Genomic DNA, 12921 nt, shown 5'->3' on the forward strand with positions numbered 1-12921 from the left:
GCTTGAGCGGATTCGGTAAGAAAAATCTATCAGTATGCATAGGGGTTCGGCGGCGTTTCGACGCGAGTATAGCTTCGTCGCAGTCGCATGGCATTCGTGCGGGCGCAGCCATGTCTGGTTTGCCGTCCCGAGCGCACCCCCGCGTTTCGGCTGCGCAGCGGCGCTCGGGCATCGCCATGCCGACCGCCGCCGCCCGATGTGGTTCAAAGGAGAAAACATGAGCAGCACCATCGTTGCACAAAACGTGAAGAAGTCGTTCAGCACGGGGGGAGGGAGAAAACGGCGGGTGACCGAGGTTTTGCGAGGTGTCAGCCTTTCCCTTGAGGCGGGCGAGATGGTGAGCATCGTAGGGCCGAGCGGTTCGGGCAAATCGACGCTTTTGTACTGCCTGTCGGGGCTGGAGGCCGCGGATTCGGGGTCGATCGAGGTGATGGGCACGCAGGTTGTCCGTGCGAGTCGAAACTCCCTGTTCAAGATGCGCAGAGATCATGTGGGCTTCATCTTCCAATCGTACAACCTCATTCCGTCGCTGAGCGCTGGCGAGAACGTTTCGCTACCTGCGCGCCTAGCGGGTCGGCCGCTTGCGAAGAAGCAGGTTGAATCGGTGCTGGAAAGCGTAGGGCTAAGGGGCCGGGAGAAGAGCCGCCCCGGCGATCTGTCGGGCGGCGAGCAGCAGCGCGTGGCCATTGCCCGCGTTCTCGCAGCGCGCCCCGACGTGGTGTTTGCCGACGAGCCGACCGGCGCACTCGATTCCAAGAACGGCCGCGAGGTGCTCGGTATGCTGCGCAAAATAGCCGACGACCCCCGGCGATCGGTGGTTGTGGTAACCCACGATCTTGAGGCGGCATCGTTGGCGGATCGTATTCTCGTACTGAAGGACGGGCAGGTCGTCAGGGTTATGGGCCGCTCTACTGCGGCTCAGATACTCGAGGCGATGGGAGGCTCTCAATGATCAGGCTCGTGTTCTCGGATCTGCGCGACCATGCAACGACGTGGGTCGGTGCCTTTTTGGTGGCGGTTGCCTGCGGCTTGATCGGCGGCTGGGCTGCGTCGTTTCAGGCGACTGCGAACTTCTATGCAGGCGATGAGCTTCTGTTCAAGGGCCTGCAGCAAACCGTTCCCGTCGTCGTCTCGTTTTCGTCGGTTGCGGCGGTAGCCGTGCTCGCGTCGGCGGCGAACCTGACGGTTTCCGCGCAACGGCAGAGCTACGCGCTGTGGCAGCTGGCGAACGTGAGGCCGCGCCTGGTGAGCGCAGCAGTGCTCATCCAGATGGCCGTGGTGGCGGTGCTCGGTGCCGCGTGCGGCACGGTGCTTGCGGCTGCCACGTTCGGACCGATCTTCGCTGTTCTAACCGGTTCGCAGGAGGTCTTCTTCGGTGTGGCGCCCCAGGTCGATGCATCTCTGATGCCCGTGGTGTGGCTTGTGGTGGCGGGTGTGTTTCTGCTCGGGGGCCTGCGCGGCGCACGGAGCGCAGGGAAAACGCCTCCGCTTGTCGCCCTGCGCGACCCGGAGCCGAAGCGCGCAGGGATGACGTGGATGCGCGTCATCCTGTTCGCGGGGCTCGCGGCCTGCACCTGCTGGTTCGTTTCCTTCATGATCGAATCGGGTCCGGACGAGGCCATGAACTGGTCGCTTTTCATGCCCCTTTTCGTAGTGGCTACGCTTGCTCCCCTTGCGCCCGCGCTCTTTTCGGCGCTGCTCGAAGCATGGACGCGGCTTGTTCCGCAGAAGCGCTGGAACGCCTGGTATCTGGCCCGGCACACCGCCCGGCACGGCCTTGCGGCTTCGACGTCGGTCGAGACGCCCATCATGGTGGGATTCGGGCTGGTTGCGGGCATCTTCTCCGTTTTAGGGCTGTTCACGGGGTATCTGCAAAGCCAGGGCATAGCCGACATCAACGGGCTCAGCCTCGAGGCAGCCCTACTCATGCTGGGCGGCCCCGTGCTTTTGTGCGCGGTCGGGGCGGCGGTGAGCGTGGTGATGACGTCGCGGTCCCGCACGCGCGACGTCGCCCTCCTCATAGCGAGCGGTGCCCAGCCGAAAACGCTTATGGCCGCCGCCGCATGCGAGGCGTTTATCCATGCGGTTACGGCTACCCTCGTGGGCATGGCGTGCGTGGTTTCCTCCAGCGCCCTCGTTGCCGTTGCGGCGGGCTTGCCGATTTTCGACGGTTTGGTTTTCGGCGAAGGCCTTGCCGTCTCCCTCGTGGGCTTCGCTCTGGTGTTCGCCGCCACGTTTGTTCCCACCTGCACGGCCCTCAAGCGTGAAACCGCAACCGCTCTCGCGATGGGGCAGTGACGGCGCAGCACCTTGGCATCTGGGCAGCTCGACAACCGGACTGCCGCCAACCGGTGGCCCGTATGGCCCGGCTGCCGCCGCCGGGTGGTCGGGCGCCGAGCGGCTGGCGGCTGTCTGGCTGTTGCAGCTGCTTTGCGAGGTCGGACGGACTTCTCGATTGCTGCGCCGCCTTTCTTTCGGGCGCGTATACTGGTGCCCGGAGGTTGCTATGAAAAGAATGCTCTTGGTTTCCATGTTTCAGAACGTGTCAAAAACGCTGAGGACGGCCGAACCCGACCTCGAGGGCAAAACCGTTGCGTTCGTTCCCACGGCAAGCAAGGCGGAGCGCTTGGGCTTTTTCGCCAAGATAAGCAAGTGGGTGCTGAGGAGTATGGGGCTTGCCGTTGGGGAGCTGGATGTCGCGACGGTTTCGTACGAGACCGCAAAGACTCAGTTGGAAGCGGCCGACATCATATACGTTTCGGGTGGCAACACGTTCTACCTGCTGCAGGAGCTGCGCAGAACCGGCACTGACGAACTGCTGGTCCGCGAGATCGACAAGGGAAAGCTCTACGTTGGCGAATCGGCGGGTGCCATCGTCGTCGCGCCCGACATCGGGTACTCTGCCGCAATGGACAGCGTCGAGAAGGCGCCCGGCTTGGACGACTATACCGGTTTGGGCCTTGTCGACTTCTTCGTGGTGCCGCATTGCGGAAACTGGGAGATGGGCAAAGCTGCCGAGGAGATACTCGCCGCGCATGCGGACGGCCTTCCTTTGCGGGCTATCGATGACAACCAGGCGATTCTCGTGCGAGGCGAGGCGGTCGAGATCCTCGGGAAAGACGGAATGCCGCTCGAGAAACCCCGCTAAGTAAAGCCAGCTTTAGTTACGGGCGTTTTCGGGCGTGCTAACGAAGGAAGTTGGGCAAAAACAAGCCCCGAAGCCTGGGAGAAAGGGTGGCTTCGGGGCTTTGAGCATGCCGTCCTCAAGCATGTGAGGGAAAAGAGTCGCTTACAGACGGCTTCGGGTAAGGCAGTGTTACGCCTGGGTTGTCGCCTCGATCTCCTTGCCGGCGGCGTTCATGCCCGCAAGGCGTCCGAAGGAGAGCGCGGTGCCGAGCGAGATGCCCGCGACGGTAACCGGGTACTCGACGAGGTAGCGGCCGCCCTGCACGTTGCCGGTGGCGTAGAGACCCTCGATCGGCTCGCCCGCTTCGTTAAGCGGCTGGAGCTTCTTGTTGACCTCGAGGCCGCCCATGAGGACGAGCATGCCGGCGCTGCCGAACGGGTACGCGTAGAACGGCGGTTCGGACACGGGGAACAGGCGACGCGAATCCTTGCCGAAATCGCTGTCGTGGCCGGCGGCGCACATCTCGTTGTAGCGATCGATGGAGGCCTTCACCGTTGCGGCGTCGAGTCCCATCTGGCTTGCGAGATCCTCGATCGTGTCGGCTTTGATGAGTCCTTGGGTTCCCTCGACCATTTCCTTGGTGGTGTAGCCCAAGCCGAAGCCTGCGAGCACGGTTTGGTACTGGTCGATCTGATCCTCGGGGACGAAGTGGTTCACGTAGCCGTGACCGTCGGGCATATGCGCGATCTCGTCGGGCCACTTGCTGTCGAAGATCTGCCAGGAGCGCAGGCCCTCGGGACCCTCGGGAACACGCGAGAGCTGGTCGGCGATGTTCTGGCCGGGGATGTCTTCATTCATGAAGCGGTTGCCGTTGATGTCGAGCTGCAGGTACCCGTCGACGCCGAGAGGGCCGCCCATGTGATGGGTCATCGGGGCATGGGGACCGAGCTCCATGTGGCTGCCGGCCCAAAGCCCCATGAGGTGGCCGTCGCCGGTGTTGCCGATGGTGCCTGCCGCGTCCATCGTGGTGTAGAAGCTCACGAACTCGTTAGCCCACGGGATGAAGTAGTCGCGCATGTCTTGGTTGTTGCCCCAGTCGCCGGTGGCGAGCACGACGGACTTCGCGTTGATCTGCGTGTAGTTGCCGTCGGCGTCATGCACGTAGGCTCCGGTGACCTTGCCGTCCTCTACGATGAGCTGCTCGCCCCACGTGGAGTAGATGAGCTCGGCACCCATTTCCTCGGCTTTCGCCGCGCCTGCGTCGAGCGTCCACTGCATGTTCGGGTTCGTGGTGATGGTGCCGTGGAAGTACGGGTAGTACTCGGTTTTGTAGTCGTAGCCCTCAAGCGCGGGGAAGCACTTCGGGCGGATGTAGTTGGGCTTGTCGGTCTGCTGGTCGGCAGCGGTGCTCGTGAGCACCTCGAAATCAGCGCCCTCGACGAGCCAGTCGAAGTCCTCGCCCGAATGATCGTACCAATAGCCGAGGAAGTCGGGGGTCGGGCGGTAGCACATGTCTTTCATGAGCTGGTTGACGATGACGTCTTTGCCAGCCCATTCGATGCCGAGATCCTTCTGGATCTGCGAGCCGACGACGCCGAAATCGCCTGCCATCGAAACGGCGGTAAGCTGAGCAGCCTTTTCGACGCCGATGACCTTCGCGCCTTCTTCGGCGGCGGCTTTTGCAGCTGCGACGCCCGAGAGGCCGAGGCCGATGACGAGCACGTCGCAGTCCTTTGTCTCTTTGATGTCGGTCGGAACGGCCGGTGCCGTCATGAAGTTCGGGGTGAAGTCAGCCGGTTTGCCCGAGGCGGAACCGCCCTGTGCGGCGGCGTCGCCTGCGGCGTCCGCCTTGCCCGAGTCGGCGGCATCGGATGCTGGAGCGCATCCTACGAGGCCTGCAGCGCCGGCGGCAACCGCCGCGGTGGCACCCAGTCCGATAAATGCACGTCGGCTTAATCTTGCGTTGTCCATATGTCTCCCTCCAGATACAGTATGGGTCGTGGAAGTCCTCTTTTCGGCTTCCGGGTATCGTGTACAGTACGGAAGAAGCGCTCCCGTTTCATCACCAGTTCGCTGGTGATTTTTTCTCGAACAGGGAAAATGCTTCCCACCTGATTCTGGTGAGGCAGTCCTTTTATAAGCATTGAACAGGTATAATACAGAATGTAGTAGGAAGTTCGCCCGGAAACCCGTTTCCAGGTTGCAATGTGCGGGAGGCTTGCGAACCTATATACTATCCCCATGGGAGAAAGGAATCCGATGGGGTATGTGGCCGATATTGCCAAGAGCCTGCGTGCGCGCGATACGGTGTTCTTCGGCGGATACGCCCTGTATCTCGCATTCAGCTACATGACGTTCCATTCTGCGACCGTGCTTACGTCGGCCGGGCCGCTAGGGTACGGCATCGAGGTCATGTTCTCCATTGGCGCCATGGGCGCGCGCATCGTCGTATACCTTATCTGCGCGCTGGTGGTGCGCCGTCTTCCGAAGACTTCGAATTCCATTACCGCCCTCATGACCATCGGCGTCGCCATGGTCGGGTTTTTGGTTGCCGGGATGGTGTTTCAGTTCTCGTCGGCCGTGTCTGTCGATATGTTTGCGCCGTGGCTTTTGCTCGCAGGCGTTCTGCTCGGCGCAGGTGATGCGCTGATCACGCTTTTGTGGGCGCGGTTCTCTTCGACGCTCACGTTGCGCGCGGTCTATCTGTTCGTGGTGCTCTGCAACGCGGTAAGCCTGGTGTTCTATTTTGTGGTGACGCTCATTCCCTCGTCAGCGGCTCTTCCTGTGGCAGCGCTGCTGTTCGCCTTCTCGGCTTTGTTCGCCAAGAAGGCCCTTGATGCGCGTCCGACAGTCGAGCCGGAGTATTCGGGGCCGGTATTCAGCGGGGCGGTCAAGGGGCTCTGGCATCCGGTGCTCGGCACCGTGATCCTCTGCTTCATGAGCGGTCTTATGCTCCAGATTTCCGGGCAGCACGAGATCCCCCTCGAATCGTTTCAGCAAACCTCGTTGTTCACGAGCGCCATCGCGGTGGTCTGCCTGATTTTGCCGGCGCTTCTCATCAAGAAGCCCTTCAATGTGGGAAGGATCTACTCGGTTGCGCTGCCGCTTTCGGCAGCTGGTTTTCTGCTTCTGCCGATCATCTGGAACGCAGCTGGCGGTATCGTCAACGCGTTCGCCCAGTTGGGTGCTATGGTTGCGGGCATCATTCTCTGGTGCATGATCGCCGATTCGGCAAACGACACCAAGCTTCCCTCGACGTTGCTGTTCGGCTTGGCGCTCGCCTGCACGAATGCGGCGCAGCTTGCGGGGACGGCTATCGGGTTTCTCAATGCGGAGACCCTGAAGCAGGGCGATCTTGTACTCACCACCGTGGCGCTGGTTTCGGTGTATCTGCTGCTGATGGCGGCGTTGTTGCTGTTCAAAGACAAGCGCCTGGCAAGCGACGATGACGAGCCGGCGGCGCAGCTGACGCCCGAGGAGGCGCTCGCGTCGCGCTGCGATGAGATTGCGGCCGATCATCAGTTCACCCCGCGCGAGACGGAGATATTCAAGCTGCTCGCCCAGGGCTACACCATGCCCGTCATATCGGAAAAGCTGTTCGTTTCGGAGAACACGGTTAAATCCCATGTGAAGAGCATCTATCAGAAGCTCGGCATCCACGTGCGCTCGGAGCTCATCGATTTGGTGAACCGCCCATGATCAGGATCACGGTGGTTGCGGTTGGCAAGCTCAAAGAGCGCTTTTGGGCCGATGCCTGCGCCGAGTACCTCAAGCGCCTCAAGGCCTACGCGAAGGTCGAGGTGAAGGAAATCGCCGATATCGACCCGGCCAAAGCCGGGGGAGTCGATGCCGCCCGCGATAGGGAGGGCTCGGCCGTTCTGGCGGCGATTCCCGAGCAGAGCCATGCGATCCTGCTCGCCATCGAGGGCAAAGAGCGATCAAGTGAAGGTTTGGCTCGTCGGCTTGACAGCCTGGCGCTTGCCGGCACAAGCGATCTGACGTTCATCGTCGGGGGCTCGGACGGCGTGAGCGACGCCGTGCGGACACGTGCCAACGAGCAGCTTTCGTTCGGCCCGATCACGCTGCCGCACAACCTCGCGCGCGTTGTATTGCTCGAGCAGGTGTACCGCGCGTTCAAGATCTCGCGGGGCGAGCCGTATCACAAGTAGGCAATGCGTCGGATGGGCGCGGCTTTCGCGTTTGGGAGCTGCTTTGCCGTTAGCGATGATTTTTCAACCATGCTGTTTGAATTACCTCACGGTACTCCGTAAATCATCAACAGTCGATTTGTTTTCAATCGAGGGCGCCGTTTACCCTTTCCCAGATCTTCCGAGGCTCCACGTACAATGCGGGTATTCCCTGATCGGGAATCGCAAAGGGAGCAAGGAAGGGAGAACTCATGGAATACGACGAGAAAAACGCACAGGAAGAACCTCGGCACGCTCTGAGCCGAAGGGGCTTTCTCAAAGGCGCAGCTTCGGCGGGCCTGGTAGCAGCAGCGGGGGCGGCTTTTGCGGGATGCGCACCAGCGGCCGAGTCGGGCAGCGATGCGAAGGCGCCGAAAGAGGATGAGGCGAAAGCAGCATTCGAGGCCGAAGCTGCTCCGATTGCGCCTGTCGAGCCTCCTGCATCCTGGGACGCCGAAGCGGATGTCGTGGTCGTCGGATCGGGCGGCGGCGGCATGGTCGGCGCATTGCGTCTGGCAAACGAGGGCAACAAGGTTATCGTGCTTGAGAAGGACGGAAAAACCGGCGGAGCATCGCGGTATTCGGGCTTCTTCGTCAACTTCGGTGGACACCGGCTTGCCGAAGAGGTTCAGTGGGCATGTCCGAGCTATCCGTATGATCCTGACAAGATCGTCCAGTTCCTCAACGATATGTGGCAGCAGACCGCCGATCCCGAGCTGTTGCGCGCAATGGCCGTCGAGGGCCCCCGATGCATCGACTGGATGGAAGACGAGCTCGGCGTTCCCTGGGCTCCGTTCAGCACAGAGGTGCCTTCGGGTGCCCAGTCCGTATACTGGGAGGGGCAGATCACCGCAAAGAACTCCATCATGATCAACGACCACACGTTCAATTACCTCACCGACATGGCTCAAGAGAAGGGAATTGACGTTCGGACGAACACGACTGCCACCGCTCTCGTGATGGATGGGGATACGGTTGTTGGCGTGAAGGTAAGTTCCGATGGTGCAGAGCAGTACATCAAGGGATCCAAGGGCGTTCTGCTCACGGCAGGCGGGTTCGAGATGAACCGCGCAATGCTTCAGAAGTACCTTCCCACGTGCTTCGACGGTCTCGCGAACGTGCCCTGTCCGCCGTGCAACACCGGGGAGTGCATCCGCATGGGCGTCGGTGCAGGAGCCGATCTCGCCGGGTACGATTCCACCGGAAGCTACGATGGCGGCGTATGGTGGGACGACTACGATCAGTATGCGACTCGCATGACCGCCCATGTGAACAAGGACGGAAACCAGGCATTGCGGCAGCCGTGGCTGCGCATTAACCGCATGGGTGAACGCGTACCCTATCTGGGCACCACGTATGTCGCTTATCCCTATGCGCCCTTCGGAAACGAGATGGTCAACGGTTTGACCGATCAATCGGCGGTCGAGATCATGCAGCCTGGCGGCAAGACGTTCGTGTGCTTCGATTCGAAGTACGAGGATCTTGTTACGCAGAATCATTTCAAGCAGGGCGTATGCCGCGTCGGGAAGATCATTCCCGATGACGATCCTCTCATCGAGCGCGTTCCCGAGTGGCAACGCGATTGGCGGACGGGATTTGGTCAGATGCTCGATGCGGGCGCAGTCAAGAAGTGCGACACCATCGAAGAGCTCGAAGAAGCTTTGGGGCTGCGTGAGGGCGTGCTTGTTGAGGCGGTAAAGGAGTGGAATGCCGCATGCGAGGCGGGGGAGGACTATGCAGTCAACTATCCGTACGATCCCTCGTGGCTTATCTCCATCGATACGCCGCCCTATTACGGAGCAAAGCTCGGCGGCAACATCTTCACCACCAAATGCGGTTTGAAGGTTAACCCCCGTATGCAGGTTGTCAATACCGAGGGTGCGGTCATTCCCGGGCTGTATGCCGGCTGGCATACAGCGGGCGGCGCAAACGGCGAGACGAATATCGGCGGGCGTCCGTTTGGCGGCATGTTCGGCGATGTCGGGCAGTCGTTTGTCGGCGGATACATGGCCGCAGGCTCGATCATCGAAGGAGCATAGGTCGGATTGTGACCTGATTGCGTGATGCGGGATCTGCCCCGCTCGCAAAAGTCCCGCCGCTTCGGTGCCGGCGGGACTTTTGCGTGGGCTAGGCTGTGGCGACGCCGTGCTGCTCCTTGATCTTCTGGAGAAGCTCGAGCCCTACGTGATTGAGATGGGATTCGTCGTACAGGAGAAACAGGTCGGAATAAACTGAAACATCGTCGACGGTAAATATGCGGAAGTCTTTGCGCGCCTGGCTTTCGAACCGGTGGCCCTCAAGGATGATGCCGAAACAGCTCCTGGAGTCTGTGAGAAAGTAGTCGGCATAGCTTGAGAACGGTTGGTTGTCGACATCGATCTCTGCGCCCGATGCTGCGAAGTACTCCTGAAACTTCGGGCCCGCTGAGAGCATATTCTGCGTATTGCCCAAAAGAAGCGTCGAGCCTGCAAGATCGGCGGCGCTGATTCGCTCTTGCTCGAAAAGCGGGTTGCTCTTGGTCATCCAGAACCTGCACTCTTTCTCTCCGAGGTATATACTCGAAACAGAAGAGGGCAGAAGAGGCACGTTGACGCGGTCTCTTTTCACATAGTCCCTTGTGTAGGGATAGATGGTGACATCTGCTTCCTGCTGGGTGATGGCTTCGACATTGGCATGCATTCTTGGGGAGAATAGTAGCTCCAAACCTGTCTGCTGCGCTTCGTTGAGCTCTTCTCTTGCCTTGATGAACATATCCTCAAGATACGGGTATTCAGGAAAACCGATGAGGATCGAAGCTGATTCCTCGGCGATCTCGCGACAGGATTCTGCGGTTTCATCGGCGAGCTTGAAGATCTCGCGAGCTCGTTTGAGAAAGAACTTTCCGGCAGGCGACAAGATCAGCTCGTTGCTGCGCTTGACTGTGAACGAGGCGCCGCATTCCTCTTCGAGCGCTCTGATGTGGGCTCGAAGAGTCGGCTGGGACAGGAAAAGCGTCTCTGCCGCTTTCGCATAGTTGAGCGTTTGAGAAAAGACGATGTATTCCCGCAGATGCTCGGTTTCCACGACGTTCACCCCGTATCCCGTATTGACTCCCTGGGGATATGATACAGGATTCTTCCGGTTATCTGCGGGTGTACTCGCGAGCAAGGCTGCCTTGGTTTGGCGGCCTTGCAGCAAAGCGAGTCTTTGACAGGGTCGATTCCAGCCCCAATCTGTTCCTACCCGAACAGCGCCTGGGCGATCGCGTAACCCTCGCCCTGAACGCCGATGCCGCAGCTGCCGAGCGTGGTTTCGCCGATGGCGTGCAGGCCTTCGATGCGGTTGCCGTCTTCGCCGATGACGGTGTAGTCGGTTGCGGAATCCACGACGAGGCCGCCGACGGTGATGTGCATGGCCCACGTGCGCGGCGATGCGTAGAACGGGGGGTTCTCGATGGGGCTGTGCTCGGTGAAGTTCGTGCGGCCGAAATCGGGATCCTCGCCTTGGCGGGCGTACTCGTTGTACTGCTCGATCGTTTCGACGAACGTGCCGGCGTCGACGCCCATGAGCGCGGCGAGCTCTTCGAGTGTGTCGGCGCGGAAAAGCTGCCCTTGGTTGATGAGATTCTCGACGTTGCGGCCGTAGCGGTTGACTTCGCCGTCGATCCAGCAGGTGTCCTTGTCGGAGATCATGAACATCATCTGGTCGGGCTGCGCCATGATGTGCTCGGTCATGGTGAAGCGGTCGAGCACTTCGTTCATGAAGCGCTTGCCTTCCTTGTTGACGATGGGGCAGTCGATGTCGTCGCCGACGGTCGTTTCGTCGGTGGAGTTCTTGCAGTCCGCGAACGGGAAGGGCATCTGCGTATCCATGGCCGCCGTTGCGCCGCCGAGGGCGAGCGCCATCTCGATGCCGTCGCCCGTGTGGCCGAAGGCGTTGGTGGTGGGGATGATCTGCTTGGGATCCCAGTCCCAGCGCGTATTGTACTCGCGCAGCATATCGGGATTACCCGAGAAGCCGCCGGTTGCGAGGATGACGCCCTTCTCAGCGGAGACGCGGTAGGTCGTGCCGTCGGCGCCTTGGGCGACGACGCCCGTGACGGTGCCGTCGTCGGAGATGAGTTCGCGCGCCGGGGTGTTGAGGTGGATTTCCACCGGGTAGTCGTTCTCGTCGATCATGGAAGTGTAGAACTCGAAGTACCCCTGGCCGCAGGTGCCGTTGACCGATGAGGTCCAGCGAGGCCACGAGTATCCGACGATGCCGACGAGCGGCTTGAACTCGAACCCGCTCGTCGCGAGCCAATCGTCGAGTTCGGCGATGTGCTGGCCGGAGATCAGCATGTCGGCGTAGGCTCCTTCGCCCTGAATCGCATACTGGAGCGCATGGAGCTCCACCGAGTCGAACACCTTGGTCGAGCCCGACGCCTTCCAGGCCTCGATGTCGGCCTTGAGCTTTTCGAGATCGGCGGCGGGCATGATATCGGCCGCTGCGGCAACATTAGCCTCGAGCTCGACGGTGTAATTGTCGGTCACCTCCTCGCGCAGATCCTCGGGTGCATGCACGTATTCGAGGTAGCCGCCGCTGACGAGCGCGTTGCCTCCCACGTTGCAGCTCTTCTCGAGCACGACGACTTTCTTCGCACCGAGGCGCGCTGCGTTTACAGCGGCAACGGTTCCGCTTGCGCCTGCGCCGACGATGACGATGTCGGCTTCGAGCTCGACGACCTCGGTCGAAGGAGCCGGCTTCTCGTAGTTGCCCTTGAGCTTGCTCGCGCTGCCGCCCGCTTGCTTGACGCAGTCTTCGCACGCTGCGATGATGGCCGTGCTCGTGAGCGTAGCGCCGGCGATCGTGTCGACGCCGAGCGATTGGTGCTCGACGATTGCGGCGGGAATCGTTTCGAGCGCGGTATCGGAGATGTACTTGGTCTCCTCGTGATCGATCACGTTTACGCTCTCGATGCTCGACTCCCCGAACGTGACCTCTACGGTGATGGGTGCGAATTTGCCTTGGCCGATCCCGGTGTACGTTCCCGCTTTGAATTGGCCGTTCTCGCCGCCGGCCGATGCGCTTGGCGCGCAGCCCGACAGGCCGAACAGCGCGATGTTCACGCCCGCGATGGCGGCGCCTGCGATAAACCCGCGGCGCGTGATCCCCTGCGCGCTTGCTGCACCCGACGCGCCCGACCGTGCGATGCCCGACGCACCCGACGCGTTCGCTTTTGCAGTGTCCAGCTTCTCATTCATCCTCATATCGAACCTTTCCCTCGTGGTTTCGGATGCGATCGAGTATGCCGCGACGGTGCTTTGTGCGAATCTCCCCCCAGCGAAGTTGCGGGGTAACTTTGTAACCCGTCGTGTAACCTTGGAGCCCGTCGCTCACTATGATTGCGAGCTGGCGCCTGTTCGTGGCAGAAAAGCGGAGTTATTCGTCTCCAGAATCCCCTCCGCACGGCAAAACGCTCAGCTTTTGTAACGGGCCGCTTTGTTTCACCAGTTCAGAAAGGCGACCGAAAAACCGGCTGTGCCAGAGGTCTCTTTTGGCGACGAATAACTCCGTTTTTCTGCCACGAACTCGGAATCTGACGCACGGCCAAACTCAGCATGCCCGTGCGGGTGCCCGACAAGCGGC

General features: G+C 60.9%; 9 protein-coding genes. 6 read left to right on the top strand and 3 right to left on the bottom strand.

The window, feature by feature from the left end:
* The first annotated feature begins 217 nt into the window (after window positions 1-217).
* The 3 genes from MWL89_RS02690 (at window position 218) to MWL89_RS02700 (ending at window position 3148) form a co-directional block, all read left to right on the top strand.
* Window positions 218-952 (top strand): ABC transporter ATP-binding protein, encoded by a 735-nt coding sequence (locus MWL89_RS02690; protein WP_102379141.1) that lies wholly within the window; start codon window positions 218-220, stop codon window positions 950-952.
* Window positions 949-2298, top strand: a complete 1350-nt coding sequence (locus tag MWL89_RS02695; protein WP_244411660.1) for an FtsX-like permease family protein — start codon at window positions 949-951, stop codon at window positions 2296-2298. Before MWL89_RS02690 ends, MWL89_RS02695 begins: the two co-directional genes overlap by 4 nt.
* A gap of 208 nt (window positions 2299-2506) precedes the next feature.
* The gene (locus MWL89_RS02700; RefSeq protein ID WP_102379624.1) at window positions 2507-3148 is read left to right on the top strand and encodes a Type 1 glutamine amidotransferase-like domain-containing protein; all 642 of its coding nucleotides are present in this window, start codon (window positions 2507-2509) and stop codon (window positions 3146-3148) included.
* A gap of 168 nt (window positions 3149-3316) precedes the next feature.
* Here the strand turns inward: MWL89_RS02700 and MWL89_RS02705 are convergent, their stop codons facing one another.
* On the bottom strand, window positions 3317-5098 hold the full coding sequence (locus MWL89_RS02705) for an FAD-dependent oxidoreductase (protein WP_244411661.1): 1782 nt from the start codon (window positions 5096-5098) through the stop codon (window positions 3317-3319).
* Between the two features lie 288 nt (window positions 5099-5386).
* Here MWL89_RS02705 and MWL89_RS02710 point away from each other — a divergent pair, with 288 nt between their 5' ends.
* The 3 genes from MWL89_RS02710 (at window position 5387) to MWL89_RS02720 (ending at window position 9353) form a co-directional block, all read left to right on the top strand.
* Window positions 5387-6826: a helix-turn-helix transcriptional regulator gene (locus tag MWL89_RS02710; RefSeq protein ID WP_244411662.1), complete on the top strand. Its 1440-nt coding sequence runs from the start codon at window positions 5387-5389 to the stop codon at window positions 6824-6826.
* Window positions 6826-7296: a 23S rRNA (pseudouridine(1915)-N(3))-methyltransferase RlmH gene (rlmH, locus tag MWL89_RS02715; protein ID WP_244412574.1), complete on the top strand. Its 471-nt coding sequence runs from the start codon at window positions 6826-6828 to the stop codon at window positions 7294-7296. Before MWL89_RS02710 ends, rlmH begins: the two co-directional genes overlap by 1 nt.
* A 230-nt stretch (window positions 7297-7526) precedes the next feature.
* Window positions 7527-9353, top strand: a complete 1827-nt coding sequence (locus tag MWL89_RS02720) for an FAD-dependent oxidoreductase (protein WP_244411663.1) — start codon at window positions 7527-7529, stop codon at window positions 9351-9353.
* Between the two features lie 88 nt (window positions 9354-9441).
* On the opposite strand, the gene MWL89_RS02725 is transcribed toward MWL89_RS02720, so the two are convergent.
* On the bottom strand, window positions 9442-10377 hold the full coding sequence (locus MWL89_RS02725) for a LysR family transcriptional regulator (RefSeq protein WP_244411664.1): 936 nt from the start codon (window positions 10375-10377) through the stop codon (window positions 9442-9444).
* A 155-nt stretch (window positions 10378-10532) separates the two neighbouring features.
* Window positions 10533-12536, bottom strand: coding sequence for an FAD-dependent oxidoreductase (locus tag MWL89_RS02730; protein WP_244411665.1), 2004 nt, complete (start codon window positions 12534-12536; stop codon window positions 10533-10535).
* Window positions 12537-12921: the final 385 nt, after the last annotated feature.

The organism is Raoultibacter timonensis, from assembly GCF_022845715.1.
Classification (GTDB): domain Bacteria; phylum Actinomycetota; class Coriobacteriia; order Coriobacteriales; family Eggerthellaceae; genus Raoultibacter; species Raoultibacter timonensis.

What these genes read in the sequence shown, in the direction of transcription:
- MWL89_RS02690 (WP_102379141.1), top strand. Translation starts at nt 218, where the DNA reads ATGAGCAGCACCATCGTTGCACAAAACGTGAAGAAGTCGTTCAGCACG.
- MWL89_RS02695 (WP_244411660.1), top strand. Translation starts at nt 949, where the DNA reads ATGATCAGGCTCGTGTTCTCGGATCTGCGCGACCATGCAACGACGTGG.
- MWL89_RS02700 (WP_102379624.1), top strand. Translation starts at nt 2,507, where the DNA reads ATGAAAAGAATGCTCTTGGTTTCCATGTTTCAGAACGTGTCAAAAACG.
- MWL89_RS02705 (WP_244411661.1), bottom strand. Translation starts at nt 5,098, where the DNA reads ATGGACAACGCAAGATTAAGCCGACGTGCATTTATCGGACTGGGTGCC.
- MWL89_RS02710 (WP_244411662.1), top strand. Translation starts at nt 5,387, where the DNA reads ATGGGGTATGTGGCCGATATTGCCAAGAGCCTGCGTGCGCGCGATACG.
- MWL89_RS02720 (WP_244411663.1), top strand. Translation starts at nt 7,527, where the DNA reads ATGGAATACGACGAGAAAAACGCACAGGAAGAACCTCGGCACGCTCTG.
- MWL89_RS02730 (WP_244411665.1), bottom strand. Translation starts at nt 12,536, where the DNA reads ATGAATGAGAAGCTGGACACTGCAAAAGCGAACGCGTCGGGTGCGTCG.